Raw genomic sequence first — 25069 nt, 5'->3', positions numbered from 1 at the left:
TTCTTGATCGAGAGACTCGCGCGCGAGAGCCGCACCGCGTAGTTCAGGCAGATCGCCACCAGGAACAGCTCACCCAGGAAGAACATGGTCGAGCTCGGCGTCCAGGCGCCGATGGCGCGCGTGAGCATGCGCAGGCCGTCGAGCCAGAGTGACAGCACGAGCAGCGACGCCGACACGGCGATCCAGATCGGCGTGTACTCCTCGCGCAGGCGTCGGCGCCGCACGAGCCACAACACCGCGCTGACCAGGAGCAGCGAGATCGAGAGCGCGAGCCAGCGCGCGGCCTCGAGATCGGGGTTGTCGAGAAACAGCTCACGCAGATGCGCGGTTTCGTTCACGGCGGCGTCCTCCAGCCGAAGCGGCCCAGACGGAGAGCATCATCTTGTACACGTACCAGATCGAGCGCAGGCCGCCGTGCAGGGTCGACTTGCGCGGCGAGGTCTTCATCTCGACCGAGACCTCGCGCACGGCCAGCCCGTGCCGGTGCGCGGTGAGCAGCACGTCGACGTCGGGGTAGTCACTCGGGAAGGCGTCGCCCACGTAGAGCTCGAGCACGCGCCGGCCGAGCGCCTGGAAGCCCGAGGTCGGATCGGTCACCTGGATGCCGAAGGCGCGCGCCAGGCCCACGAAGAAGCGCCGGCCCAGCGAGCGAGTCACGCCCATCTCGTAGCCGGTGGGCGAAAGGAAGCGCGAGCCGATCACCAGGTCGCATTCGCCGCGCAAGATCGGCGCCGCGAGCCGCGGCACGTCGCGCGGGTCGTGCTGGCCATCGGCGTCCATCTGGACCGCGTAGTCCGCCCCGCACGAGAGCGCGTACTTGTACCCCGTCTGCAACCCCGCGCCATAACCCAGGTTGAACGGGTGGCGCAGCACGGTTGCGCCTGCGGCGGACGCCACGGCGGTGGTTGCGTCGCGCGAGCCATCGTCCACCACCGCGATCTCGAGGTCGAGTTGCAGGGCGGAAATCGCGGACAAGAGGGCCGGAAGCCGGGGCGCCTCGTTGAAGGCGGGAATCACCAGAACTCCGCGTGCCGGCTTGGCTTCGGGCATCCGGTCATTCTGTCGCAAACGCGACAGACTTGCCGAATCGCTTCGGGTCAGTTTCCGTCTCAGCTCACGTCGGGAGGGAACCGATAGCGCCAGGGATGGCGCTGGACGTCGGGGAGTCCGTGAAGGGAAAGCTGCCACAGCTGCTGCGCTGGCTGGTGATCGTTGCCGCGGGCGCCGGGTTTCTCGGCGTGCGCGCGGTGCAGGTCGACCACCCCGCGCCGTCCGATGCGCCGATCGAGGTCGCGGTCACGGTCGACGACCTGCCGCGCATGGCGATCCCGAATTCGGGGTCCGCGGACGTGGTGCTACACCGGCTGGTGACGGCCTTCCAGCGCCACCACCTGCCGCCGGTGACCGGCTTCGTGAACGGCAAGCGGCTCGAGGAGCACCCCGAGGATCGCGCCGCGCTCCGGGAGTGGCTCGCGGCCGGCAACCGCATCGGCAATCACACCTACTCGCACCCCGACCTCGCCAAGACGTCGCTCGCGGAGTTCTCGGAGGACGTGCGGCGCAACGAGGCGGTGCTAGAGTCACTGCAGCCCGGTCACGACTGGCGCGTGTTCCGCTACCCGTTCCTGCAGGAGGGCGCGAGCGAGTCGGCACGCGAGGCCGCGCGCTCCTACCTGTTCTCGCGCGGCTACCGCATCGCCGAAGTCACGGTCGACTTCGAGGACTGGCAGTGGTTCCCGATCTTCCACCGTTGCCACGCCGACGACCGCGACGTGGAGAAGCTGCGCGCGCGCTACCGGCGCGCGGCGCGCGACACGCTGCTCGACTCCGACCGCCAGGCGCGCACGCTGTTCGGCCGGCGCATCCGCCAGGTGCTGCTGATCCACGCGGGTGAGTTCACCGCCGACATGATCGACGACCTGCTCGAGGAGTACGAGGCCATGGGCGTGCGCTTCGTGTCGCTCGACGACGCCATGCAAGACACGGTCTACCACCTCGACCCGCGCTTCGCGCGCAACTGGGGCAGCCCGTTCCTGTACCAGGTGCGCACGGCCCTGCGCGGCGAGGATCCCAACGCCAAGTGGCCGCCCTACCCGGAGCTCGCGTCCTACTGCCAGTGAGTCACTCGCCGAAGCAGGCGGTGACCCGGAACTCGCGGAAGGTCGGCCCCGACCAGAAGATCCCCTCGGGGTTCACGTCGCACACGCGCACCGGCTCGGGCGCGGGGTTCGCGCGCTGCGCGTGCCAGAAGGCCACGGCGTGGCGCGGCGCGAGCTCCGCGGGCGTGCGCGTGTCGAGCTCGAAGGGCCGGGTCACGAACAAGACGAACGCCGCGCCCACGACCAGCGCGGCGCGGGTGAGTCGCGCGGGCCCGGGCACGTCGCGCGCCAGGCCGAGCGCGGCCGCGATCGCGAGCCCGAGCGGCACGAACAGCCAGTAGCGCAGCTCCTGGCACTGCGGCAGGAACGCGACCCCGAGCAGCGCCAGCCCGAACGCGAGCTGCGCGCTGCGGCCGAGCTTCCCGGCGCGGCGCGCGCGCAGGGCGCCCGCGAAGCACGCCAGGAGCGTCCACGGGAACCAGCCGCCCAGGCGGTGGTGGGGGCTGCGCGCCGGATCGGCGCGCGCGCTCTGGTCGATCGACCAGTAGAAGCGCTCGCCCGAGTAGAAGCGGCTCCACTCCGCGACCGAGGCCAGGAAGCGCACGGGCCGTGGCTGGGGCTCGAGCCAGGTCGGCAGGTTGTACGCGCCGGAGTCCGCCTCCACGGTCGCGTTGGGGAACAGCCGGGGCGCGACCGGAAACACCACGGGGTACACCGGATTGTGGAACACCACGAGGTTGCGCACCGGCCAGGCGCCCAGCCCGAGCACGAGCGCGGCCACGAGCGCCGCCGCCGCGCGCCGCGACAGCTGGCCCGCGCGCGCCAGCCCGACGAAGCGCAGCAAGAGCGCCGAGCCCAGCACCGCCGCGACCGGCCAGGCCTGGAACTTCGACAGCTGCGCGAGCGCGAGCGCCGCCACGGCCAGCGCGCCCACGGCTGCGCGCGGGCGCAGTGACTCGCATTCGAGCTCCGAGAGGGCCGCGAACGCCAGCGCCAGGAACGACGCCGTGAACAGGTCGACGTAGCCCGACGGGAAGTGGAACACGAACAGCGGCACGCCGAGCAGCGCGGTCGCCAGCCAGCGCAGCGAGATGCGCCGCCCGTAGAGCCAGCCGAGCCCGGCGGCGAGCGCGCCGCAGCCGACCAGGTTGAGCGCGCTGGCCATCGAGAAACGCCCGGTCAGAAACACGAGCCCGCCCTCGATCACGCGCGGCAGCGGCGGGAAGCCCGCGATCACCGCCACCAGCCGCGGCTCGGGCGTGTAACTCGTGAGTCCCCAGGCTTGCAGGGCGCCCGGCAGGTGGTAGGCCAGGAAGTCCCAGTCGAGCGGGAAGCGCAGACAAGCGATCTCGGCCAGCCGGCCGTAGACCGCCGCGAGCGCGGCCCAGTGGAGCGCCGCGCGACCGGCGGCGAGCGCGGGCTTTCGAATCATGGCGGGCGGCGACTCTAGCGCACGGCGCTCGCGCGGCTCACACTTCCCGGCACGCGCGTGACACGCGCGAAGGGGGAGTCATGCAGGCACCGATCACCGCGCTCTGGGCTGGGCTGCTCGGCCTTCTCATGCTGGCACTGGCCATCCAGGTCGTGCGCACGCGCGTCTCGCAGAAGGTCGGCTTCGGCGACGGCGGGAACCCGCTCATGCAGCAGCGCATCCGCGTGCACGGGAACTTCATCGAGTACGTGCCCATGGTGCTCCTGCTCATGCTGGTGCTCGAGATCGACGGCACGTCGCCGGGCGTGCTGCACGCGCTGGGCGGGGGGCTGTTCGCCGCGCGGCTGCTGCACGCGTTCGGGCTGGGCAGCTCGGTCGGCACCACGCCCGGGCGCTTCGGTGGCACGGTGCTGACCTGGCTCGTGCTCTTGTTCGCGAGCGGGCTCGCGCTCTACAGCTTCCTGTCGCGGACCTGACTCAGAACGGCGCGAGCCCGAAGCGGCGCCGCTCGGTCGACGCGACCAGCTCGCTCCAGATCTCGTCGTCGAGCGCGCGCGCCGCGGGCGACTCGAGTGACTCGACGTGCGCGTGCAGCTCGATCAACAGCGTGCGCAGCGCGGCGTTGGCCTGCTCGAGCAGCGAGATCTGGAAGCTCGCGTCGGCGCTCGCCGCGGCCTCGCCCAGCCGCCGGCGCAGCTCCGGATCGGTGACCACGCTCGCCGCGCGGCCGAACAACGCGCGCAGGGCGGCGTTCTCCTCGACCCGGCGCGAGGCGGAGCGCTCCCACTCCTCCTTCACCATGGTGAGCAGGATGCCGGTGAGTGCCACCGACTGGCGCTGGTAGCCCGGCCCGACCGCAGGCGCGACCTCGAGCAGGAGCTTGCCCCCGACCACCTCGAGCACGGTGCCGACGTCGGGCTTCACGACAGCTTGCCCAGCGTCTCGAGCGCGGCTCGGTTCTGCGCGTTCGAGAGCCAGATGCTCGAGAAGGCCAGCACCGGGTCCTTGTTCGAGCCCGATTGGTACTCGCGCCCGCCGGAGATCCAGATCGCCAGGCCCTTCACGCTGGAGAACAGCTCCCACCAGTGCAGCGCCCCGGGATCGGCGCGCAGGCCGCTCGCCGACTCCCAGATGCGGATCGCCTCGGCCTTGGAGGTGAGTCCGCCGACGCGCCCGTCGCGCGCCCAGCACCAGATGCGGTTGATGCTCCAGGCGAGGTCCTCGAGCGGGTCACCCAGGTGCGCCATCTCCCAATCGAGAATGCCGCGGATGTCGCCCTCGCCGTCGTACAGGAAGTTCCCGGTGCGGTAGTCGCCGTGCACCACGTGCAGGCGCGCGGGCGGCGGCGGCGGCGCGCGCCGCAGGCGCCGGATCGCGGCGCGGATGATCGGCTGCGGCTCGAGCTCGTCCTCGTCGATCACGCGCGTCCAGTGGTCGAGCTCGTGCCACCAGGCGTTGCCGGGAGTCACTTCCGGGAGCGCGCCCACCAGGCCCAGCTTCTCGGGGTCGGCCGCGGCGATCTGGCCCAGGATGGTCCACTTCTGGCGCGCCAGCTTGTCGTGATGCTGCGCGTAGGGCGGCGCGACGATCGCCTGGGGCGAGGCATCGCAGCCGACGATCTCCTCCATCACGAAGAACGGGTGATCGAGCCAGCGCGAGTCACTCTCCAGCCAGAGCGCCTCGGGCACGGGCACGCTGCTGTCGCGAAACGCCCGGTAGGCGGCGAACTCGGCCGCGCGGTCGGTCTCGATCAGGCTGCCGGGCGGGTCGCGGCGCAGGATCAGGCGGCGCTCGAGCTCGCGCGCGCCCTCGCGCCAGTGCAGCCGGAAGCGGAACGTCTCGCGCGAAGCGCCGCCGTGGATGCGCTCGACCGCCGCAACGCGCACGTCCGTGGCGTCGGGCATGCGGTGGGCGGCGTAGGCGGCGATGCGCGGCTCGAGCTCTTGCATGCTTCGATTCTCGCACGCGCGCACTAGACTTCGCGCCATGCCCCCGCTGCCGCGCGCGCTCGTGATCCTGGGTCTGGTCGTCGTCGGGCTCGGCATCGCCCTGTGGCTCTGGCCCTCGCTCGGCGGGCTGGGCCGGCTGCCGGGCGACCTGCGCATCGAGCGACCGAACTTGCGCGTCTACGTACCCATCACGACCTCGATCGTGTTGTCGCTGGCGCTCTCGGCCTTGTTCTGGCTGATCTCGCGCCTGCGCTGAGCGGTCAGATTCAAGCGATCCCGCCCGCTTCTCGATGGTCGAGGGACCTATGCGCCTGTGCATCCTCACCCTCGGCTCGCGCGGCGACGTGCAGCCCTACGTGGCGCTGGCGCGCGGCCTCGACGCGGCGGGCTACCGCACCGCGGTGTGCGCGGCGCCGATGTTCCGCTCGTTCGTCGAGTCAGCGGGCGTGGAGTGGCGCAGCTTCGACACCGGCGACCCGCGCGAGCTGATCCACTCGCCGCAGGCGCGCGAGCTGGTGCGCGGCATGGCCAACCCGGTGCGCATGGTGCGCGAGCTGATCCAGCTGCTCGAGCCGCTGCTCGAGAAGGGCTACACCGAAGCGTGTCAGAACACCGAGGACGCCGACGCGATCCTGGTGGCGCCCACCGCGCTGCCGGTCGCGCACTCGCTGCACGACAAGCGCGGCACGCCGTTCGCGTGCGCCTTCCTGCAGCCGGCGCACGCCACGCGCGAGTTCGGCAGCTGGATCCTGCCCGAGCCGCCGCGCTGGCTGCCGTTTCGCGGCGCGCTGTGCCGCATGAGTCACAAGATCGGCTGGTCGCTCCTGTACCGGGTCGCGGGCGGCGCCTACGACCGCGCGCGCGAGCGCGTGCTCGGCCTGCCGCCGGGCGGCAACCCCTTCACGCTGTTCGCGCGCGAGCGCTGGCCGACGCTGTACGGCTTCAGCCGCGCCGTGGTGCCCAAGCCGGCGGACTGGGGCAACGAGCTGGAGATCACCGGCTACTGGTATCTCGACCGCGACCCGGGCTGGCGGCCGCCGGCCGCGCTCGAGGCGTTCCTGGCCGCGGGTCCGCCGCCGGTGTGCGTGGGCTTCGGCAGCATGCCCGCGCCCGACCCGCGGGCACTGACTCGCGAGGTCGTGCGTGCGCTCGCGCTGTCGGGCCAGCGGGGCTTGTTGCTCTCGGGCTGGGGCGCGCTCGAAGGCGTCGAGCTGCCCGAGACGGTGTTCGCGCTGGAAGCGGCGCCGCACGACTGGCTGTTCCCGCGCGTGCGCGCGGTGGTGCACCACGGCGGCGCAGGCACGACCTCGGCCGCGCTGCGCGCGGGCGTGCCGTCGCTGGTCGTGCCCTTCATCGCCGACCAGTGGTTCTGGGGCAAGCGCCTGGCCGCGCTGGGCGCCGGGCCGGGGCTGTTCTCGCGCCGGCGACTCACTGCCGAGCGCTTCGCCGAGGCGCTGCGCGACCTGGCGGAGAACCCGACCTACCGCGAGGGCGCGCGTCGGGTCGCCGCGGAGCTGGCGCGCGAGGACGGCATCGGCCGCGCGATCGCGGCCCTGCCCTTCTAGCGCCGAGTGCGGCAGTCTCCCGCGCCGTGGACCTCGCGGCGCGCCGGCACTGGATCTTCGACATGGACGGGACGCTGACCGTCGCCGTGCACGACTTCGACGCGATCCGCGCCGAGCTGGGGCTGGAGCCGGGCAAGCCCATCCTGGAGCAGCTCGCGTCGCTGCCCGAGTCACGTGCCCGCCAGCTGTTCGCGCAGCTCGACGCGCTCGAGCTCGAGCTGGCGCGCGGCGCGCGGGCGGCCGCGGGCGCGGAGCGGCTGCTCGAGTCACTCTCCGGACGGGGCGCGACGCTCGGCATCCTGACCCGCAACAGTCATGCGAACGCGCTCGAGACCTTGCGCGCGTGCGGGTTGGCGCGCTTCTTCGCGGCCGAGTGCGTGGTGGGACGCGAGGCCGCCGCGCCCAAGCCCGACCCGCAGGGCATCCACCGCCTGCTCGCGCGCTGGAGCGCCGCGCCCGAGGCTGCGGTGATGGTCGGCGACTACCGCTTCGACCTGCTGGCCGGCCGCGCCGCCGGCACCGCCACGGTGTACGTCGATCCCGAGGGCGCCTTCCCGTTCCGCGAGCACGCCGACGTGTCGGTCGACTCACTCGAGGCGCTGGCCGCGCTCCTGGTCCTGGCCTGAATGGCGGGCCCGGACGCATTCGTTTAGGCTCGCCTCCCCATGTCGACCCCCGACCCCAAGCACGCCTTCCACACGCTGCGCATCGCGGCCGTCGTGCAGGAGACCCCCGACACCCGCTCGTTCGCGTTCGAGGTCCCGCCCGCGCTCGCGGAGCTGTTCCGCTACGTGCCCGGCCAGTTCCTGACCTTCGAGGTGCCGTTCCAGGGCATGCGGCTGCACCGCTGCTACTCGCTCTCCAGCGCGCCCGAATGCGACTCACTTCCCCAGGTCACGGTGAAGCGGGTGGAGCGCGGCCGGGTCTCGAACTGGTTCAACGACCAGCTCGCGAACGGCAGCACGATCGACGTGAAGCCGCCCGAGGGCCTGTTCGTGCTGCGGCGCGGCGAGGCCGAGCGGCCGCTGGTGATGTTCGGCGGCGGGAGCGGAATCACTCCGATCCTGTCGCTCTTGAAGTCTGCGCTCGTGAGCACGCGCCGCAGCGTGAAGCTCGTGTACGCCAACCGCGACCGTGACTCGATCATCTTCCGCGACGAGCTGGAGCGCTGGCGGGCGAGATACCCGGACCGGCTCAGCGTGCACCACCACCTGGACGCCGAGCGGGGCTTCATGCACGCGCAGAACGTGAAGGACGCCTTCGCGGGTCTCGAGCACGCCGACTTCTACATCTGCGGGCCCGGGCCCTTCATGGACATCGTCGAGGGCTCGCTCGAGGAGCGCCGCGTGGGCGCGGACGGCCACGTGTTCATCGAGCGCTTCGTCTCGCCCACCGACCCCGACCGCGCGAGTGGCGAGGCCGCCGCCACGCCCGCGGCGGGCTCCGCAGTGACTCACTTCAGCTGCACGCTCGACAAGCAGCGCCACGAGATCCCGACCCAGCCCGGCGAGAGCCTGCTCGCCGCGGCGCGCCGCGCCGGCCTCGAGCCGTCGTTCTCGTGCGAGGAGGGCTACTGCGGCTCGTGCATGGCGCAGCTCCGGCGCGGCAAGGTCCAGATGCGCGTGCACGACGCGCTCACGGCCAAGGACCTGGCCAAAGGCTGGATCCTGGCCTGCCAGGCCCGGCTCGAAGGCGACGAGCCGGTCGAGATCGACTTCGACGCGAGATACTAACGGCCTTCGCTCGGCCTCCGACGCGGCCGTCGCGGTGTAGAATCGGGTAGAGGAGAGCCACATGCGCCTGAATTCCCCCCGAGTGCGCGCGATCCCGCCCGAGCAGTGGAGCGACGAGGCCAAGGAATCGCTCGGACCCGTCAGCGGCGGGGCCGGGCCGTTCCCGGCGCTCAACATCTTCCGCACGCTCGCCAACTACCCCAAGCTCGCCAAGCGCTGGCTGGTGTTCGCGAACCACGTGCTGGGCAAGAACTCACTGCCGGCGCGCGAGCGCGAGATCCTGATCCTGCGCATCGGCTGGCTGTGCAGCGCGGAGTACGAGTGGGCGCAGCACGTGGTGATCGGCAAGCGCGAGGGGCTGAGCGACGCGGAGATCCAGCGCATCGGTGCGGGCGCGGACGCGCCGGGCTGGTCCGAGCTCGACCGGGCGCTCCTGCGCGCCACCGACGAGCTGTGGAACGACGCGTTCGTGACCGACGCGACCTGGAGCGCGCTGGCGAAACACTTGAACGAGCAGCAGCTGATGGACGTGGTGTTCACGGTCGGCAACTACAACCTGGTGTCGATGGCGCTGAACAGCTTCGGCGTGCAGCTCGATCCCGGCCTGGCGGGCTTTCCGCCGGGCAAGAAGTAGGTGCGGCGGCGGGCCTGCGCGCTGGCCGCTTGCGCGGGTCTCCTCGCCGGGTGTCTCGCGCCCGAGCCGATCCTGTACCCGAACGAGGTGCTGCAGACCCGCGACGAGTCACTGGTCGACCAGGACCTCGACGACTGCGCGCGGCTGGCGAAGGAATACGGCGCGAGCTCCAACCGCGCCGGCGACGTGGCGGGCGAGAGCGCGACCGACGCGGCCGCAGGCGGCGCGGCGGGCGCCGCGGGCGGCGCGGTGCTGGGCAATCCGGGCGCGGGCGCGGCGGCGGGCGCGGCCGCCGGGGCTGCGGGCGGGCTCGTGCGCGGCATCCTGCGCACGCACCGCAACCCGAGCCCGGCCTACCGTCACTTCGTCGAGCAGTGTCTCGCGGAGCGCGGCTACCGGGTGGTGGGCTGGCAGTGACTCGGCCGGCGCTCAGCTCGGGCGCCGCACGGAGCGGCTGAGCGCGAGCGCGTCGCGCAGCGCGGGCCGCATGGCGAGCGCCTCCAGCAGGGGCAGCGCCTCGTCCAGGTCGCGCGCGGCGCGCCGGGCGTCGGCACGCTCGAGCGACAGGCGCGCGCGGTCGACCAATGCCTCCGCGAGCGCCACGCGCGCGCCGGAGTCGCGCGCGCGCGCCACGGCGTCGTCGAGCCAGCGGCCGGCTTCGTCCCAGCGCTCGGCCAGCCGCGCGCAGCAGCCGAGCGCGCGCTCGACCGAGAACGGCCAGCCGGGCGTGAACGCGATGCCCGCCGCCGCCGCGGCGCGCAGCAGCTCCTCGGGCACCGCCGCCAGCGCCCGGTCGCGCAGCGAGTCACTGACCTCGGCGAGCGCGCACACGGCGCCGAGCTGATAGGGATCGAGCCGGACGCCGCGCAGCGCCCCGACCAGGCGCGCCGCACGCCGGGGGTCGGCGCTCGCGCCGTCGCGGCGCGCCGCGACGAGCTCGCGGTAGGCCGCGGTCACGAGCTGCACGGCCGGCCCGGGCTTCTCGAAGGCGCGGCCCGGAGTCACGAGCTCGTCCAGGGCGGCGTTCGCCTCGGCGAAGGCGCCGCGCGCGGCCGCGGCGGCGGCGCGCGCGCTGTGTGCGAACAGCCCGGCCCACGGCACGCCCTGACGGTCGAGCGCCGAGAGACTCTTCGCTGCGTGACTCTCGGCCTCGGCGAAGGCGCCCGAGGCCGCTTCGAGCGCGGCGAGCTGCGCGTGCGCCAGGCCCAGCTCGGCGCCGTGGCGCGCGGCGCGCGCGAGCTCGATCGCCGAGCGCGCGCGCTCGCGCGCTTCGGGCAGCCGGCCCAGCAGGAGCAGCGCGAGCGCGACGCGCCCGCCCGGCGTCGCTTCGAGCCACGGATCGCGCGTGCGTCGCGCGCGCGCCGCGGCTTCCAGCCAGCTCTCGAGCGCCTCGCGCACGCGCAGGAGCGAGAGCTGGGCCATGCCCAGGCCCATGAGTGTCTCGTGACTCAGGGCGTCGTCGTCCTGCCCCCGCGCGATGGCCACCGCGCGCTCCGCGCTGGCGAGCGCCGCCTCGAGCTCACCGGCGACCCAGTGCGCCTCGGAGACTGCGGCGTGGATGCGCGCCCGCAGGCCGGGATGTGACTCGCCAAAGCGCGCCGCCAGGTCTTCGAGCGGCCGCACGTCGACGCCGCCCGGCGACGCCGCGGCCGGGAAGGCGGAGCGCGCACGCGCCGCCGCCAGCAGCGCCCAGGCCAGGCCAGCGTCGTCTCCGGCTTCGGCGAACGCGTCGGCGGCCCGCCCGTAGTGCTCGAGCGCCGACTCCACGTCGAGGTCGTGATTCGCCGAGAGACCGGCGCGCAGCTCGAGCCCGGCGCGCTCGCCGAGCGGGAGCGCTCCCGCGGCCGCCGCGGCGGCGGCGTGGAAGCGGGCGGCCTCGCGCCAGGCGCACAGCGCAGCCGCCTGGTCACCGGCGCGCCGTGCAAAGGCGCGCAGCCGGCCGGGCTCGATCTCGCTCCCCCCGCGCAGCAGGTGGTGGGCGATCTCGAGCGCGTGCTCGCCCGGCGCGCTCGCGTACAGGTCCTCGAGCAGCGCCGCCGCGCCGCGGTGCAGCTCGCGGGCCAGCGGCTCCGGCGTAGCGTCGCGCACGACCTCGCGGACCAGCGGGTGGTCGAAGCGGAAGCTGCGCTCCGCGCCGGTCACGAGGCCCGCGCGCAGCGCCGGCTCGAGCTCGCGGCGCACCGTCTCCGAATCGGCGCCGCACAGTGCCGAGAGCGCGAGCAGTCCGAAGCGCTCGCCGAGACAAGCCGCGGCGGCGAGCGCGCGCCGGCAGCCGTCCGGCAGCGCCGCGACGCGCGCCGCCTCCAGGCTGCGCAGGTCGCCCGCGCCGCGCGAGTCAGTCGCCGAGATCCGACCCCGGCCGCTGCGCGCGAGCTCGCGGATGAACAAGGGGTTCCCATCGGTGGCCGCTTGGAGCGCGCGCAGCTCGGCGTGCGAGCTGCGCTCGACCCCGAGCGCCCCGAGCAGGCGGCGCGTCGCGCCGACACCCAGGCCCGTCACGCGCAAGGTCGAACAGATGGCCAGCGGCTCGATGCGCCGGAGCACGTCGCCGAGTCTCTCGCCGGGTTGCGCGGGCCGCGTGGTGGCGACGAGCAAGAGCGGCACCGGCGCGCGCGCCGCGCCCAGCCCGGCCGCCAGCGCGGCGAACAGGTCGAGCGACGCCGGGTCCGCGTCGTGCAGGTCCTCGACTGCGAGCAGGGTCGGACGCCGGCGCGCGAGCCGAGTCACGAGCTCGGTCACTGCGGCGAAGAGATCCGCGCGGTCGCGCTCCGCGTGATCCAGGCCCGGCCCCCCGGCCGGCCGCGGCGGAGCGTCGAGCTGCAGCAGCGGGCGCAGGATCGCCGCGTCGTCGGCGAGCAGGTCCTCGGCGCTGTCGCCGCCCGCGAACAGCCGCGCGCCCAGCGCCTCGGCCAGCCCGAGATAGGGCAGCGGCGCGCCGGCCTGGCCGTGGCCGATGCCGACCGCGAAGCCCGAGCAGGCGGGATGCGCCGCCAGCTCTTCGAGCAGGCGCGTCTTGCCTGACCCCGACTCACCGACCAGGAGCACGATGCGCGGGCGGCCGCGGGCGGCCTGCGCGAGCCAGCTCAGGAGCGCGCGCAGCTCGCGTCCGCGCGCCACGAGCTGCGGGCGCGGCGCCGCCCGAGGAGTCGGCTCGCTCGGCGCGGCCGGCGCGGGGCCCGCGGGCTGCGCGCCCTCGCGCAGGCGGGCCACGAAGCGATAGCCGCGGCGGCGCAGCGTACGGATCACGCCCTGGCGCGCGCCGTCGTCGCCGAGCGCGCGCCGCAAGTCCTTGAGGGCGCTGGCGAGCGCCGCCTCGCTCACGAACACGCCCGGCCACACTTGCTTGCGCAGCTCGGCCTTGGGCACGGCGCGGTCGCGGTTCGCCGCGAGATAGCTGAGCAGCGCCAGCGGCTTGGGTGCGAGTGACACGAGCTCGCCGTTGCGCAGCAGCTCGCCGCGGGTCAGGTCGAGCTGGAACGGGCCGAACGAGATGCCGCCTCGCGACGCGTCCATGTTCGCCTCCACGGGCGACGCGAATCTTCTCACGGCGACCGCCGTGAGCGCGAGTCAGCTTACCCGACCATTTGCCGCCCAATTTGGGCGTAACTTGTGAAGCGGCGAGCGGGCCGGTGCACCGCCAGCGCGGGCGAAGCTCGGCTCAGTTGGCTTTCGGGCCCGCGGGATCGGCCGGCACACTCACCAGGCCGGCGCTGCGGGCCGCGCGGATCTGCTCGATCGCGCGCCGCGTCGACTCTTGCCTCATCTGCGACGCCACGAACTTCTCGATCGCCGCCGCCAGGAACTGGTTCAGGCTGAGATCGAAGACGAGCGCGACGTCCATCGCGTCACGGTAGAGCGGCTGCGGCAGGCGCAGACAGTATTGGACTGGACGACGTTCCATTTCGGACGGACCCCCAAACTCTCTAGTGACCGGGCCGCCCGGCCCGCGAGTCACTGTCATCGACGATGCGGAGTCACTCACGGGAGTGACCCGCGGCTGACGCGAGCCCGCGCGCCGACGGAATGACGGCGCCGGGTCGGCGAGCGCTCCTGTCATGCTTCGCCCCCTTCGGTGCAAGGTGCCCCCGTTCGCGCCCGGACGGTGGGAGAATGGGCGTGGACGATTCGGATCGGAGGGGCATCGGAAGGATGCTCGGATTTAACTCGCCCGTTCAACATACGCCAGAAGATGTGCAGAAGCGAGTCGTGACTCCGCGTCCATACTAGAATGCGTACGTAGGCAATTCACAACACTGACCGCAAGGGGAGTGGTCGTGCCGAAGGTCGTGGACCGCGAGCGCAGGCGCGGTGACCTGGCCGGAGCAGCAGCTCGGGTGATTGCGCGAATCGGCCTCGAAGGCGTGACCGTTCAATCGGTCGCGGCAGAGGCGAACTGCTCCGCCGGCTCGATCGCCCACTACTTCCGCAACAAGGACGAGCTCCTGTTGCACGCGCTGCGTGCGTCGACCGAGCCGCTGATGCACGCGCTGCGCGAGCCGGGCGCGCGCGCCTCCACGATCGAGTCACTGCGTGCGATCGCGCGCGACTCGCTGCCGCTCGACGCGACGCGCGAGCGCGACTGGCGCGTGCGCCTCGCCTTCTGGACCCGCGCCTCGGGCCCGCCGGAAGAGGTGCAGCTCGCGCGCCAGCAGCTCGCGGAGTGGCGCGTGCTGTGGGAGGGCGCGATCCGCGCGCTGCAGAGCGCGGGTGCGATCCGCCGCGACGCGGACCCGGCCGAGTCGAGCTCGGGCCTGGTGGCGCTCATCCTCGGCGCCGCGACTCACCTCCTGGTGCGGCCGCGCAACGGCGCGCGGCCGGCCGAGGCCGTCGACTCGTACCTGCGCGCGCTCGGCCGCTAGCGCACCTTGGCGATCACGCGGTCCGCGTAGGCGCGCAGCGCGTCGAGCTTCTGCTGCAGCGTCTGGGTGTCGGGCTCGTAGGAGTTGCGGAAGCCGACGATCGCGTCGGTGACTCCCAGGTCCTCGAGCCGGCGGACCCCGTCGGGCGTGTAGGCGTCGAGCGCGATTGCGTGCACCTCGAAGGGCTCGCGCTCGCGGCCGTGCTCGCGCCGCAGCTCGCGCAGGCGGGTCAGCGCGCGCACGAGCCCCTCGCGCTCGCCGCCGGCGTGCATCCAGCCGTCGCCCAGCCGCGCCGCTCGGCGCAGCGCCGGCTCGGCGTGTCCTCCGACCAGGATCGGCAGCGGCTGCTCCGGCACCGGATTGATGCGGATCGAAGGCAGCCGGTAGTGCGCGCCCTCGTAGGCGAAGAAGCCGCCGCGGCCCAGGCCGCGGATGATCTCGATCATCTCGTCGCAGCGCGGACCGCGCGTGTCCCAGTCGGTGCCGGTGACTGCGAAGTCGTCGGGCCACGGGCTGAGGCCGACCCCGAGCCCGAAGCGTCCGCCGGTCAGCACCGCGACGGAGCAGGCGCTCTTCGCGACCAGCACGGGCGAGCGGATCGGCAGCTTCACCACGAACGTGACGAAGCGCAGCCGCTCGGTCAGCGCCCCGAGCGCGGGGATCAGCGCGAACGGGTCGAGGAACGGCTTGTCGGCCAGGAACTCACGGTTGCCGTCGGGCGTGTACGGGTAGCGGCTGTCGGAGACCTCCGGGTAGCAGACGCTGTCGGGCACCACGTAGGAGTCCCAGCCGCACTCCTCCGCGGCGCGCGCCAGAGGCGCGTAGTGACTCGGGTCGCACATCGCCTCGGCGTACGAGAAGCGCACGAGTGACTCGCGCCGTCAGCCGACCTTGGCGAGCAGGGTCACCAGGTCCTCGGCGTGCTCCTCTTCCACCGCCAGGATGCCCTCGAGCATGCGGCGGGTGGTCGGGTCGTTCGTGCCCAGGTACTGGATCATCTCGCGGTAGCTGTCGATCGCGACCCGCTCCGCGACCAGGTCCTCCTTGATCATGTCGATCAGGTTCTCGCCCTCGACGTACTCGGAGTGCGCGCGCGTCAGCATGCCCTCGGGCGACAGGTTCGGCGCTCCGCCGAGCTGCACGATCCGCTGCGCGATCTCGTCGGCGTGCGCCTGCTCCTCGTTCGCGTGCTGCAGGAACTCCGCCGCGACGCTCTGCGCGTGAATGCCCGAGGCCATGAAGTGGTGGCGCTTGTAGCGCAGCACGCACACGATCTCGGTCGCGAGCGCGTCGTTCAAGAGCGAGAGCACCGTCTCGCGCTTGGCCTTGTAGCCCTGAGTGACTGCGCCCTGCTCGATGTGCTGGCGCGCGCGCTTGCGCAGGGTGCGGACGTCGGTGAGGAACTTCTTCTTGGATTTCGCCATGAACGCAGTCTACCGGAGACGCCAGGGGCGAGGCGAAGGCCGGCGACGTCGACTAGACGCAGTGGCCCCCCGGACCCGTACGGATCCGGGGGGCGCTCGTGTCGGGAAGACTCGTGACCGGCTGAGCCACCTTACGGGAGGGAGTCCGGCAGTGCGGCCCCGTCACCGGTCATTGCTGCTGCCGGTCGGTGGTTTTGCAGGCTCCGTGCCAGCGCGAGAAGCGCTCCTGACGCACCGCGTCTCAGCCGGGGCCGGCGCGCTGCCGCAAGCCTCGGCATGCGTGCACGATCGTTCGTCAGTCACCCAGCGCGCGCCCACGCCAGATGGGCTCGGATGGCTTCGAGCCAGGCCGCCGGGTTCTCGAGCTGCGGGCTGTGCGCTGCAGCCGGAATTGTGACTCGCCGAGCGCCCGGGATGCCGCGCTCGAGCTGGTCGGCGGGACCCAGAAACGGCAGGTCTTCGGCGCCCACGAGCACCGTGGTCCGACAACGGATCTCGCCCAGGCGCTCGGCCACGGAGGGAAACTGCGGGAACTGGCTCGAGATCGTGTCCCAGGCCACGGGATCCATCGCCTCGAGCTTGCGCTCGATGCGCTGCCAGTAGACGTCCGAGCCCATGCGCTCCTCACAGCGGCGCTGCGAAGGCGGCAGCGCGGGGTTCGCCGCCGCCATCTCGCGCATGCGCTTGGCGAGCGCGCCCATGCCGTGCTCGCGCGCGAAAGCCGCGATCCCGGCCCGCGCGCTCTCGGAGAAGCGCATCTTGATCGGCACCGGCGAGGTGTCCATGAGCACGAGTGAGGCGACGCGCGCGGGGTATTTCAGCGCGAAGTGCAGCGCGACCACGCCGCCCAGCGAGTGACCGAGCAGGTCGGCCTGCGCCAGGCCCAGCGCGTCGAAGGCGCCACACAAGTCCTCCACGAGATTGCCCAACGCATACGCTTCGGCCTTGCCCGTGTTGCTGCTGCCGCCGTGGCCGCGCTGGTCGAGCGCGAGCGTGCGCCCGAGCGCGCCGAGCGGCGCCATCTGCTCGCGGAAATCGTCGCGCGAGCCGGTGAAGCCGTGCACCAGCAGGAAGGCTCGCGGCCCGGCGCCCGCTTCTTCGACCTCGGTCTCGATGTCCCGGACCCCGACGCGAAACGTGCGACTCATTCCGTCATGATACCCGGGACATGGCGGAGCCTTGCAAGCACCCTCCGGGCGTCGTGGCGCCGGTGATCGACCGCAACCGCTGCGAGGCGAAGGCGGACTGCCTGCGCGTGTGCCCGTACTCGGTGTTCGAGATCCGCACGCTCTCGGCCGACGAGCGCCGCGCGCTGTCGTTCCCGGGCCGCGTCAAGTCCTGGGCGCACGGCCATCGCCAGGCCTTCGCGGTGCGCGCGAGTGACTGTCACGGCTGCGGGCTGTGCGTGGCAGCGTGCCCCGAAGACGCGATCCGGCTCGAACGGATCTAGCCGTCGACGTGGCCGAGGTCGCGCTCCGGCGCCACGCGATCGCGCACCAGGCGCTTCAGCTCGGCGGCTTCCGGGAAGCGGCCCATGGCCTGGCGCGAGAAGAGTGTCTCGCCCGCGAGCCGCACCTCGAACACGCCGCCCGCGTCGTTGGGCACGAGCGCGACCTCGGCGAGCTCGGCCTCGAACGTGCCCAGGAGCTCCTGCGCCAGCCAGGCGGCGCGCGTGAGCCAGCGGCAGCGCCGGCAGTACTCGATCTCGATCCGCGCACGCGCCATGACGCAAGCATAGCCCGGGGCAAAATCAGGAAGAATTCCTGATTCTATTGACCTGCGCGGAGGGCCGGCCTATGCTCCGCGGCCGTGAAGCCCCCCGCCCGCCGCAACCGCTCGCGCCAGCGCGCGCTGATCCTCGAGTTCCTGCGCCAGAGCGAGGAGCACCCCACGGCGGCCCAGACGCACGCGGCGCTCCTGCGGCGCGTGCCGAACCTGTCACTCGGCACCGTGTACCGCAACCTCGAGGTGCTGGTCTCGGAGGGCGTGGTGGAAGAGGTGCCCGCGGCGGGCGGCGCGCGCTACGACGGCAACCCCAAGCCGCACCACCACTTCATCTGCGAGCGCTGCGGCGCGATCGACGACCTGCACGTGCAGGTGCCGCAGTCACTCGGGCGCAAGCTGGTGCGCGCGCGCGGGCGCCGGCCCACGCGCATCAAGATCGATTTCTTCGGCCTCTGCGAGGCGTGCGAGTCGCACGACTCTCCGGCGGCCGCAACCTGAGACCCTCGGGGGTCTGGAGGGTCGAATGGCAGAGCTGAAGGGTACGAAGACGCACAACCACCTGAAGGAGGCGTTCGCCGGTGAGTCGCAGGCGAACCGCCGCTACCTCTACTTCGCCAAGCAGGCGGACATCGAGGGTCACCCCGACGTGGGCGGCCTGTTCCGCGACACGGCCGAGGCCGAGACGGGTCACGCGCACGGTCATCTCGACTACCTGAAGCGCGTGGGCGACCCGGCGACCGACAAGCCGATCGGCGCCACCGACAAGAACCTGGCGGCCGCGGTCGCGGGCGAGACCTACGAGTACACCGAGATGTACCCGGGCATGGCCAAGGACGCGCGCAGCGAGGGCTTTGCCGACATCGCGGAGTGGTTCGAGACGCTGGCCAAGGCCGAGAAGTCGCACGCCGGCCGGTTCCAGAAGGCGCTCGACTCGCTGCCCAAGCTCTGAGCTGCGCGGAAACGGTGGTTCCAGCTTGAAGAACGCGAGCCTGCACGACGCCGAGTATCTCGAGCGCGAGTCACTCGATCGCGAGCTGGTGCGCGTGTTCGAAAAGTGCCACGACTGCCGGCGCTGCCTCCCGCTCTGCCCGTCGTTTCCGTCGCTCTTCGACGCGATCGACCGGCACGAGCTGGAGGCGGCGCAGCTCACCGCAGGGGAAATGCGCGAGGTCGTCGACCTCTGCTACCAGTGCAAGCTCTGCTACAACCACTGCCCGTACCACCCGCCGCACGAGTGGGCGATCGACTTCCCCAAGCTGATGAGCCGCGCCAAGCTCGTGCAGGCGCGCGAGGAAGGCATCCCGCTGCCCGAGCGCATCGGCGCGCAGCAGGACCGGATGGGCAAGACCTCGTGTCTCACCTCGGGGCTCACCAATGCGGCGTTCAAGAACCGCGCGGTGCGGCTGCTCATGGAGAAGGGCACCGGCATCGACCGGCGCTGGATCATGCCCAGCTACGAGAAGCGGCCTTTCTCGAAGGAGCTCGACCGACACCAGACGGTGTCGGGTGAGAACGGGCGCGCGATCCTGTTCGCCACCTGCTTCGTCGAGTACAGCGAGGCGCACACCGCGCGCGCCGCGCTGGCGGTGCTCGAGCACGCGGGCGTAGCGGTCGAGAACGGCTACGAGGCCTGCTGCGGCGCGCCCTTCCTGCACGGCGGCGACCTCGAGGCGGCGCGCAAGAACGCCGCGAAGGTGGTCGCGGCGCTGGCGCCGCGCGTGCGCGAAGGCGTGCCGATCGTGGTGCCGGGGCCGACCTGCTCGTACCAGCTCAAGAACGAGTATCCCGAGCTCCTGGGCACGGACGACGCGCGCGCGGTCGCCGCGGCCACGCTCGACCTGGGCGAGTTCGTGTTCAAGCTCGCGGCCGCGAAGAAACTCCCGCGCGACTTCGCCAAGAAGCTGGGCCGCATCGCCTACCACTTGCCCTGTCACTTGAAGGCGCAGAGCATCGGCTTCCGCTCGCTGCAGCTCCTGGGGCTCGTCTCCGACGACGTGCGCCTGGTCGACGCCTGCTCGGGTGTCGACGGCACCTGGGGCATGAAGGCGCGCTGGTGGGATCAGAGTCAGAAGATCGCGGGGCGCATGGTCCTGGAGATCCAGTCGGCCGAGCCGGAGCGCGTGGCGACCGACTGCCCGCTGGCCGCGCTGCGCATCCTGGAGCGCACCGGGCGCGAGGCCGTACACCCCGTGGTGTTGCTCGCCGAGGCCTACGGGTTCGGAGGAACGTCGTGAAAGGCGTGCAACGCGACCAGCTGCTCGATCTCACCGCCTACGAGCGCATCCGGCCCGAGTTTCTGGCGCGCACGATCGCGCGCAAGCGCCCGCGCCGGATTTCGGTCGGCGACCGGCTCACCTTCATCTTCGAGAACCGCGACACCGTGCTGTTCCAGATCCAGGAGATGTTGCGCGCGGAGCGCACGGTGAAAGAGGAGAAGATCGAGGACGAGCTGGCGGTCTACAACGAGCTCGTGCCCGGCGCGAACGAGCTCTCGGCCACGCTCATGATCGAGATCCCGGAGATGAAGCAGATCCGCGCCGAGCTCGACCGCCTGATCGGCATCGACGAGCACGTCTCTCTCGAGGTCGGCGGCGAGCGCGTGCGCGCCAGCTTCGACCGCAAGCAGTTCGAGAGCGACCGCATCTCGGCCGTGCAGTACGTGCGCTTTCCGCTCGGGCCAACGCTGGCGTGCAGGTTCTGCGACCGGAAGGTCGAGGTCGCGCTGCGCGTCGACCACCCGAACTACCGCGAGTCGACCGCGCTCACCGGCGAATCGCGCGAGTCACTGATCGGCGACCTGTCGAGCGAGTGAGCGTCATCGAGCGCACGAGGCCGCGGCCGCTCAGTCAGGAAGCCACGGCCGCGACCAGCCGGGCGCCGATCATCAGCGCGCGCGCTGACCTCCCGCGACGAAGGCGCGCTCGGGCAGCGTGCCGAGCGCGAAGTCGCGGTAGCCGCCGTTGAAGAAATCGCGGCAGCGAGTGGAATGTGCGAGCGCGCGCGGGCTCGAGGTGCGCCGCACCTCCTGGCGGAACGTGCCGTCGTCATACAAGTCATAGACGGCGAATCCGCCCGGATAATCCTTGACGCAGTGCACTTCGATGAACGGGATCGCGCCCGACGCCGCGTAGCGGCGCACTCGGTTGCGGTGGGTGTGCCCGATCAACACGCCCTGCACCTGCGGGTTCTTGCCGAGCAGGTCGAAGATGCGCAGCGAGTGCTCGGGCAGGATGCCGATCGTGTTCGGGTAGCTGTGGGCGTGCTCGGGCGGCACCGGCTGGTGGTGAGTCAGGAGCAGGGTCGGCTGCGCGTGCTCGCGTGTCTCGGCGAGCTGGTCGGCGAGCCAGGCCAGCCGCGCGTCGGGAAACACTCCGTGGTGGTCGCCCGGCTCGACCGTGTCGAGCAGGAGCAGCCGCCAGCCGCCGAGCTCGAGCGCGCGCGGCGCCGGCGGCTGGCCGAGCAGCGCGTAGCCGTCGACCTCTTCGCCGAACTGCGTCCGCGCGTAGTGATCGTGATTGCCGAGGAAGGCGTGCCAGGGCGGCGCGAAGCGCGAGAACGTGCGCCGCGCGAACTCGAACTGGTGCGCGCGCCCCATGTCCGCGATGTCGCCCTTGATCACCACCGCGTCGGCGCCGAGTGAGTTGATGTCGGCGACCGCATCCTCGTTCATGACTTGCCAGTAGGGCACGTCGCCGTCGGTCTCGCGCACCGCCGGATAGCCCGCCGCGGGCTCGCCGTAGTCGCCGTTGGCCAGGAGCGTGCCGCCGAAGCGCGGCTCGCCGAAGTGCAGGTCGTTCAAGGTGGCGAAGCGCGCCACGCGCTTGCCGCGCGGCGCCGGCAGCGTGCGCGCGCGTCCGGAGAAGTACTTCGTGGGAGTCAGGGGCGCGCCGCCGGCGACCTGGATCTCGATCGTGTGCTCGGTGTCCGGCGCCAGCCGGTCGACGCGCACGTGGCGCGTGCCCGGCTCGGCCGAGACGTTGCGCACCTCGCCGTCCACCACCACGCGCGCGGGCTCGGCCACGGCGCGCGTGCCGTCGTTCACGCTGAAGGTGAGCGAGAGTGAGTCCGCCGTGACGGCCAGGAGCTCTGCGTCGCGCACTTCGGCGGCCATGGTGCGCGCGATTCTATCAGGTCAGCCGCGAGGTCCGCCAAAGCGCGCCAGCTCACGCATCAGCCCGAGCACGCGCGTGCGGTCCGAGGTCGCCAGCTCCTCGGCGGCGGGTGACAGCGCGGAATCGTCGCGCGCGGTCACGCGGCGCTTGCGGCGCAAGTCGAAGCGTCCCAGCGGCAGGACCATCTTGTGCTCGGCGTCGACGTAGGCCAGCTCGTCCCAGCCGCTCACCACCGTGGAGTGGCGCTCGGGCCCGTGCAGCAGGTCGAAGCCGAACGAGTAGTCCGAGGGCGGGTTCGTCACGCCCAGGAGCGCCAGCACGGTGGCCGGCAGGTCGAGGTGACTCGTCATGCGCTCGATCCGGCGCGGCGCCTCGCCCGGCACCCAGAGCAGCAGCGGCACGCGCGTCTGCTCCTCGGTGAAGCCGGAGGCGTGGCCCCAGCGGCCCTTCTCCATGAACTCCTCACCGTGGTCGCCGGTCACGATCACGATCGTGGAGTCGAGCAGCTGGTTCGCCTCGAGATACTCGAAGACGCGCGCGAGCTGCGAGTCCAGATGGTGCACCGCGTTCAGGTAGCGGTTCTTGATCAGACCCATGTCGCGGTGAACGTCCATGGTGGCGTAGTTCATGCGGTCGAGATACGGCGTGCGGATCACCGACTCGGGCGGAAACTCGTAGCGCGCGTGCGGCGACTCGAAGAACATGAAGGCGAAGAACGGCTTCTGCGCCTCGCGGTGAGCCATGAAGTCGATCAGACCGGCTACGTTGTCGCGGTCGTTCATCCAGCCGGGGCGGCCGTCGCCCTCGTGCAGCTTCTCGCGCGGCACGCGCGCGAAGATGGTCTCGTCGAACTCGGGATAGGTGAACTTCGCGCTGGTGCGGGCCTCGATCTGGTACCCGTCGTGCTGCAGCGTGTCCATCAGCACCGGGCTGCGCTCCTGCTCCTGGAACGCGAACCAGTAGCCGCCGTACAGCCCGTAGAACATCGAGAACATGCCCATGCGCGTGTTGTTGCCGCCGCTGTAGTGCTGGCGGAAGTCCAGCGAGCGCGCCGCGAAGGCGCTGGTCGCGGGCATGACTTCGGGGTCGAGCGCGTCGGCGCGGAGTGACTCGGCCACGAGCCACACGATGTTGTAGGGCCGGTGCGGCACGCGCGCGATCGGGTGCAGCGGGTAGTCCAGCACCGCGCGCGAGGCCTCCAGTGACACCGCCTCGGTCGGCGACTCGATGCCCATGGCCCGGGTCAGCGTGCGCGCGCGCGTGGGCAGGTAGAGCGGGAAGGCGTTGGCCACGTCGAGCACGGCGTTCTCGTGGACCGCGTACGAGTACGCGTAGGTCGCGCGCTCCGCCACCGTGGCCGCGAGGAACATGCCCGCCGCCGCGGCGCACGCGCGCCAGCCGCGCAGGGGCGCGAGCCGCGCGCCCGTGCGCTCGCGCGAAGCGAGCCACCACAGCCCGGCCTGCAGCGCGATGAAGCCCACGCCGAGCGCGGCCAGCGAGAGGAACGTCTCCGGACCGCCGTCGAGTGACTCGATGCCGCCGCGGGTCGTGACCAGGTTCCAGACGAAGCCGTTCAGGTGGAAGCCGTAGAGCTGGAACAGCACGCGGTCACCCATCACCAGCGCGTGCAAGAGCCCCCCGACCACCACGGCCAGCGCCACCGCCGCGCCCCGCAGCAGCCGGGCCCGCGGGGGGACCAGCGCGCCGAGCCCGCACACCAGCACCAGCGGCAGCAGATAGAGGGCCGCGTAGGTCGCAGACACCGCCAGCGCGAAGCCCAGGGACAGGGCGTCGCCCACGTGGCCGCGCGCGAACACGGCCGCGTGCACGGCCATGCCGGTGTAGGAGAGGAGCAGGTAGTTGGCGAAGCTGGTCCGCCGTCCCGGGATTGCCACGGCCGCACGATCGGCAAGTCCTGCGCCAACACAAGGGCGGTCCGACCCGGGTGAGGCCGATCTCATGAGGGGCTCAGCGCGTGAGCCGTCGGGCTATTCCGGCGCGGGTCCGGGAAATTGCTCGCGGAGCAGGCGCTTCAGCACCTTTCCCGAGGGATTTCGAGGAATTACGTCGATGAAGCCCACGGCTTTCGGCTGCTTGTAGCGGGCGAGCTTGCCGTTGCACCAATCGAGGATCTCCTGGCCGGTGAGAGAAGGGTCCTTCTTCACGACCACGGCGAAGCACGACTCGCCCCACTTCGCGCTCGGCTGCCCGATCACCGCGACCTCGCCGACCTTGGGGTGCGACAGGATCGCGTTCTCGACCTCGGCGGGGTACACGTTCTCGCCGCCCGAGATCACCATGTCCTTGAGCCGGTCCTGGATGTAGACGAAGCCTTCCTTGTCGACCGTGGCGACGTCGCCCGAGTGGAGCCAGCCGTTCTTGATCGTCTCGGCCGTGGCGTCGGGGCGGTTCCAGTACTCCTTCATCACGTGCGCGCCGCGGATGATCACCTCGCCCTGCTGGCCGGGCGCCACGTCGCGCAGTGAGTCGTCGACCACGCGCACGTCGGTGTGGAAGAAGGCCTTGCCGGTCGAGCCGGCCTTGGCCAGGGCATCGTCCGGGCCGATCAGACATGCGGGGCCGCAGCTCTCGGTGAGTCCGTAGACTTGGTGGATCTCGATCCCGAGCTTGGCGTACGCCTCGATCAGAGTGACCGGCACGGGCGCGGCGCCGCTCATGATCCAGCGCAGGCTCGACAGGTCGTACTTCTTCGGGTCGTAGGTCTGCAGCATGAAGTTCAGCATCGCCGGGACCTTGAGCGCCACCGTGACCCGTTCGGACTGGATCAGCTCCCAGACTTTCGTCGGGTCGAAGGCCCGCATCACGATGCTGGTCACGCCGCGGTACACGTTGCCGGTGATCGGGGTCAGCGCGCCGACGTGGAAGAGCGGCAGCGACACGAGATAGCGATCCTTGAAGCGCATCTCGGCCGTGGCCGCGATCGTGAGCACGCCCCACATGGCGGTCGAGTGAGTGTGCACCGCGCCCTTGGGCAGCCCGGTCGTGCCCGAGGTGTACATGATGTAGAGCACGTCGTCGTCCTGCGCGCCCATCGGCGGCTCCTCGGCCGAGCCGGCGCGCTGCAGCGCGTCGTAGTCCAGCGCGCCGGGCGCGCGGGTCGAGTCACTGCCCACGTGCACCCAGTGCCGCACGTCGGTGGAGCGCCGCTTCTCGAGCTCCGCCACGACCTGCGCGAACTCACCACCGTAGATCAGGGTCCGTGCGCCGGCGTCTTTGAGGATGAACTGGAGCTCGTCTGCGACGAGGCGCCAGTTGAGGGGGACGCAGATCGCTCCGAGCTTCGCGATCGCGAAGAAGCTCTCCATGAATTCGGGGCCGTTCATCAAGAGCAGGGCCACCCGTTCGCCGGGCCGCACGCCCAGCTCACCCGCAAGGAAGCTTGCGGTGCGGTTGGCGCGGGCATTCAGGTCGGCGAAGGAAAAGCGGCGCCCGGAGTGAGTATCGATGAAGGCCTCGAGGCTCGGATTCAGCAAGGCGCGCTTCGCCAGAAACAAGCCGATGTTGTTCTTCACGTCG

Annotated in this window: 28 protein-coding genes; 14 read left to right on the top strand and 14 right to left on the bottom strand. The window is 71.8% G+C overall.

From position 1 onward, the window contains the following. Together VMR86_06875 and VMR86_06870 are read right to left on the bottom strand one after the other, a co-directional pair. A partial coding sequence (locus tag VMR86_06875; GenBank protein ID HTO06765.1) for a DUF2304 domain-containing protein occupies window positions 1-338 on the bottom strand: 338 nt, incomplete at its 3' end. Further along, window positions 313-1050 carry a glycosyltransferase family 2 protein gene (locus tag VMR86_06870; GenBank protein HTO06764.1) on the bottom strand — a complete coding sequence of 246 codons (738 nt, stop codon included), beginning with the start codon at window positions 1048-1050 and terminating at the stop codon, window positions 313-315. The genes VMR86_06870 and VMR86_06875, both read right to left, overlap by 26 nt. 119 nt (window positions 1051-1169) lie before the next feature. Between VMR86_06870 and VMR86_06865 the strand changes: the two genes are divergently transcribed. Further along, complete coding sequence (locus VMR86_06865; GenBank protein ID HTO06763.1) at window positions 1170-2120, top strand: polysaccharide deacetylase family protein; 951 nt, start codon at window positions 1170-1172, stop codon at window positions 2118-2120. Between the two features lies 1 nt (window position 2121). On the opposite strand, the gene VMR86_06860 is transcribed toward VMR86_06865, so the two are convergent. After that, window positions 2122-3531, bottom strand: a complete 1410-nt coding sequence (locus VMR86_06860) for a hypothetical protein (GenBank protein HTO06762.1) — start codon at window positions 3529-3531, stop codon at window positions 2122-2124. An 80-nt stretch (window positions 3532-3611) separates the two neighbouring features. On the opposite strand from VMR86_06860, the gene VMR86_06855 reads away from it, so the two are divergent. Beyond that, window positions 3612-4007 carry an MAPEG family protein gene (locus VMR86_06855; GenBank protein HTO06761.1) on the top strand — a complete coding sequence of 132 codons (396 nt, stop codon included), beginning with the start codon at window positions 3612-3614 and terminating at the stop codon, window positions 4005-4007. A gap of 1 nt (window position 4008) precedes the next feature. Here the strand turns inward: VMR86_06855 and VMR86_06850 are convergent, their stop codons facing one another. Both VMR86_06850 and VMR86_06845 read right to left on the bottom strand, forming a co-directional pair. Beyond that, entirely contained in the window at window positions 4009-4455 is a 447-nt protein-coding gene (locus tag VMR86_06850) for a hypothetical protein (GenBank protein HTO06760.1), read from the bottom strand. Next, window positions 4452-5480, bottom strand: a complete 1029-nt coding sequence (locus tag VMR86_06845; protein HTO06759.1) for a phosphotransferase family protein — start codon at window positions 5478-5480, stop codon at window positions 4452-4454. The genes VMR86_06850 and VMR86_06845 overlap by 4 nt, the downstream gene beginning before the upstream one ends. 37 nt (window positions 5481-5517) lie before the next feature. Between VMR86_06845 and VMR86_06840 the strand changes: the two genes are divergently transcribed. The 6 genes from VMR86_06840 to VMR86_06815 all read left to right on the top strand — a co-directional run bounded on the left by VMR86_06840 (window position 5518) and on the right by VMR86_06815 (window position 9829). Next, a complete protein-coding gene (locus VMR86_06840) occupies window positions 5518-5736 on the top strand; it encodes a DUF2905 domain-containing protein (GenBank protein ID HTO06758.1) in 219 nt (72 codons plus the stop codon). Between the two features lie 49 nt (window positions 5737-5785). Beyond that, a complete protein-coding gene (locus VMR86_06835) occupies window positions 5786-7045 on the top strand; it encodes a glycosyltransferase (protein HTO06757.1) in 1260 nt (419 codons plus the stop codon). Between the two features lie 26 nt (window positions 7046-7071). Continuing rightward, window positions 7072-7671: an HAD-IA family hydrolase gene (locus VMR86_06830; GenBank protein ID HTO06756.1), complete on the top strand. Its 600-nt coding sequence runs from the start codon at window positions 7072-7074 to the stop codon at window positions 7669-7671. A gap of 39 nt (window positions 7672-7710) precedes the next feature. Continuing rightward, window positions 7711-8778 (top strand): ferredoxin--NADP reductase, encoded by a 1068-nt coding sequence (locus VMR86_06825; protein ID HTO06755.1) that lies wholly within the window; start codon window positions 7711-7713, stop codon window positions 8776-8778. Between the two features lie 61 nt (window positions 8779-8839). After that, complete coding sequence (locus VMR86_06820; protein HTO06754.1) at window positions 8840-9412, top strand: carboxymuconolactone decarboxylase family protein; 573 nt, start codon at window positions 8840-8842, stop codon at window positions 9410-9412. Further along, window positions 9413-9829 (top strand): hypothetical protein, encoded by a 417-nt coding sequence (locus VMR86_06815; protein ID HTO06753.1) that lies wholly within the window; start codon window positions 9413-9415, stop codon window positions 9827-9829. It begins immediately after the preceding gene. Window positions 9830-9841: 12 nt separating this feature from the next. Here the strand turns inward: VMR86_06815 and VMR86_06810 are convergent, their stop codons facing one another. Next, window positions 9842-12925 carry an AAA family ATPase gene (locus VMR86_06810; GenBank protein ID HTO06752.1) on the bottom strand — a complete coding sequence of 1028 codons (3084 nt, stop codon included), beginning with the start codon at window positions 12923-12925 and terminating at the stop codon, window positions 9842-9844. A 145-nt stretch (window positions 12926-13070) separates the two neighbouring features. Further along, window positions 13071-13253: a hypothetical protein gene (locus VMR86_06805; GenBank protein HTO06751.1), complete on the bottom strand. Its 183-nt coding sequence runs from the start codon at window positions 13251-13253 to the stop codon at window positions 13071-13073. Window positions 13254-13686: 433 nt separating this feature from the next. Here VMR86_06805 and VMR86_06800 point away from each other — a divergent pair, with 433 nt between their 5' ends. Beyond that, window positions 13687-14271, top strand: a complete 585-nt coding sequence (locus tag VMR86_06800; GenBank protein ID HTO06750.1) for a TetR/AcrR family transcriptional regulator — start codon at window positions 13687-13689, stop codon at window positions 14269-14271. Here the strand turns inward: VMR86_06800 and VMR86_06795 are convergent. The 3 genes from VMR86_06795 to VMR86_06785 form a co-directional block, all read right to left on the bottom strand. Next, on the bottom strand, window positions 14268-15137 hold the full coding sequence (locus tag VMR86_06795; GenBank protein HTO06749.1) for a TIGR03619 family F420-dependent LLM class oxidoreductase: 870 nt from the start codon (window positions 15135-15137) through the stop codon (window positions 14268-14270). The genes VMR86_06800 and VMR86_06795 overlap by 4 nt on opposite strands. Before the next feature lie 15 nt (window positions 15138-15152). Next, window positions 15153-15695, bottom strand: a complete 543-nt coding sequence (locus VMR86_06790) for a ferritin-like domain-containing protein (GenBank protein ID HTO06748.1) — start codon at window positions 15693-15695, stop codon at window positions 15153-15155. 299 nt (window positions 15696-15994) lie between these two features. Next, a complete protein-coding gene (locus tag VMR86_06785; protein ID HTO06747.1) occupies window positions 15995-16843 on the bottom strand; it encodes an alpha/beta fold hydrolase in 849 nt (282 codons plus the stop codon). A 20-nt stretch (window positions 16844-16863) separates the two neighbouring features. Here VMR86_06785 and VMR86_06780 point away from each other — a divergent pair, with 20 nt between their 5' ends. Then, window positions 16864-17145 carry a ferredoxin family protein gene (locus tag VMR86_06780; protein ID HTO06746.1) on the top strand — a complete coding sequence of 94 codons (282 nt, stop codon included), beginning with the start codon at window positions 16864-16866 and terminating at the stop codon, window positions 17143-17145. Here VMR86_06780 and VMR86_06775 read toward each other — a convergent pair. Continuing rightward, window positions 17142-17420: a SelT/SelW/SelH family protein gene (locus VMR86_06775; GenBank protein HTO06745.1), complete on the bottom strand. Its 279-nt coding sequence runs from the start codon at window positions 17418-17420 to the stop codon at window positions 17142-17144. The two genes, VMR86_06780 and VMR86_06775, sit on opposite strands and share 4 nt — an antisense overlap. Window positions 17421-17504: 84 nt before the next feature. On the opposite strand from VMR86_06775, the gene VMR86_06770 reads away from it, so the two are divergent. The 4 genes from VMR86_06770 to VMR86_06755 are packed head-to-tail and all read left to right on the top strand — an operon-like array spanning window position 17505 to window position 20232. Next, on the top strand, window positions 17505-17918 hold the full coding sequence (locus VMR86_06770) for a transcriptional repressor (GenBank protein HTO06744.1): 414 nt from the start codon (window positions 17505-17507) through the stop codon (window positions 17916-17918). A 25-nt stretch (window positions 17919-17943) separates the two neighbouring features. After that, window positions 17944-18369 carry a rubrerythrin family protein gene (locus VMR86_06765; protein HTO06743.1) on the top strand — a complete coding sequence of 142 codons (426 nt, stop codon included), beginning with the start codon at window positions 17944-17946 and terminating at the stop codon, window positions 18367-18369. Between the two features lie 25 nt (window positions 18370-18394). Continuing rightward, the gene (locus VMR86_06760; protein ID HTO06742.1) at window positions 18395-19654 is read left to right on the top strand and encodes a heterodisulfide reductase-related iron-sulfur binding cluster; all 1260 of its coding nucleotides are present in this window, start codon (window positions 18395-18397) and stop codon (window positions 19652-19654) included. Further along, the gene (locus tag VMR86_06755; GenBank protein ID HTO06741.1) at window positions 19651-20232 is read left to right on the top strand and encodes a DUF3501 family protein; all 582 of its coding nucleotides are present in this window, start codon (window positions 19651-19653) and stop codon (window positions 20230-20232) included. The genes VMR86_06760 and VMR86_06755 overlap by 4 nt, the downstream gene beginning before the upstream one ends. A gap of 72 nt (window positions 20233-20304) precedes the next feature. Here VMR86_06755 and VMR86_06750 read toward each other — a convergent pair whose 3' ends face one another. The 3 genes from VMR86_06750 to VMR86_06740 all read right to left on the bottom strand — a co-directional run bounded on the left by VMR86_06750 (window position 20305) and on the right by VMR86_06740 (window position 25065). After that, window positions 20305-21531: a metallophosphoesterase gene (locus VMR86_06750; GenBank protein ID HTO06740.1), complete on the bottom strand. Its 1227-nt coding sequence runs from the start codon at window positions 21529-21531 to the stop codon at window positions 20305-20307. 21 nt (window positions 21532-21552) lie between these two features. Beyond that, window positions 21553-23427: a sulfatase-like hydrolase/transferase gene (locus tag VMR86_06745; GenBank protein HTO06739.1), complete on the bottom strand. Its 1875-nt coding sequence runs from the start codon at window positions 23425-23427 to the stop codon at window positions 21553-21555. 93 nt (window positions 23428-23520) lie between these two features. After that, window positions 23521-25065, bottom strand: coding sequence for a long-chain fatty acid--CoA ligase (locus VMR86_06740; protein ID HTO06738.1), 1545 nt, complete (start codon window positions 25063-25065; stop codon window positions 23521-23523). Window positions 25066-25069: the final 4 nt, after the last annotated feature.

It is taken from the genome of Myxococcota bacterium (genome assembly GCA_035498015.1).
GTDB lineage: Bacteria > Myxococcota_A > UBA9160 > SZUA-336 > SZUA-336 > VGRW01.
Note: the sequence above shows the minus strand (reverse complement) of the source record. Positions and strands in the feature narration are given on the sequence as shown.

Coding starts and splice junctions, on each gene's coding strand:
- VMR86_06870 (HTO06764.1), bottom strand. CDS start 1,050: ATGCCCGAAGCCAAGCCGGCACGCGGAGTTCTGGTGATTCCCGCCTTC.
- VMR86_06860 (HTO06762.1), bottom strand. CDS start 3,531: ATGATTCGAAAGCCCGCGCTCGCCGCCGGTCGCGCGGCGCTCCACTGG.
- VMR86_06855 (HTO06761.1), top strand. CDS start 3,612: ATGCAGGCACCGATCACCGCGCTCTGGGCTGGGCTGCTCGGCCTTCTC.
- VMR86_06845 (HTO06759.1), bottom strand. CDS start 5,480: ATGCAAGAGCTCGAGCCGCGCATCGCCGCCTACGCCGCCCACCGCATG.
- VMR86_06840 (HTO06758.1), top strand. CDS start 5,518: ATGCCCCCGCTGCCGCGCGCGCTCGTGATCCTGGGTCTGGTCGTCGTC.
- VMR86_06835 (HTO06757.1), top strand. CDS start 5,786: ATGCGCCTGTGCATCCTCACCCTCGGCTCGCGCGGCGACGTGCAGCCC.
- VMR86_06825 (HTO06755.1), top strand. CDS start 7,711: ATGTCGACCCCCGACCCCAAGCACGCCTTCCACACGCTGCGCATCGCG.
- VMR86_06820 (HTO06754.1), top strand. CDS start 8,840: ATGCGCCTGAATTCCCCCCGAGTGCGCGCGATCCCGCCCGAGCAGTGG.
- VMR86_06810 (HTO06752.1), bottom strand. CDS start 12,925: ATGGACGCGTCGCGAGGCGGCATCTCGTTCGGCCCGTTCCAGCTCGAC.
- VMR86_06805 (HTO06751.1), bottom strand. CDS start 13,253: ATGGACGTCGCGCTCGTCTTCGATCTCAGCCTGAACCAGTTCCTGGCG.
- VMR86_06790 (HTO06748.1), bottom strand. CDS start 15,695: ATGGCGAAATCCAAGAAGAAGTTCCTCACCGACGTCCGCACCCTGCGC.
- VMR86_06785 (HTO06747.1), bottom strand. CDS start 16,843: ATGAGTCGCACGTTTCGCGTCGGGGTCCGGGACATCGAGACCGAGGTC.
- VMR86_06780 (HTO06746.1), top strand. CDS start 16,864: ATGGCGGAGCCTTGCAAGCACCCTCCGGGCGTCGTGGCGCCGGTGATC.
- VMR86_06775 (HTO06745.1), bottom strand. CDS start 17,420: ATGGCGCGTGCGCGGATCGAGATCGAGTACTGCCGGCGCTGCCGCTGG.
- VMR86_06765 (HTO06743.1), top strand. CDS start 17,944: ATGGCAGAGCTGAAGGGTACGAAGACGCACAACCACCTGAAGGAGGCG.
- VMR86_06750 (HTO06740.1), bottom strand. CDS start 21,531: ATGGCCGCCGAAGTGCGCGACGCAGAGCTCCTGGCCGTCACGGCGGAC.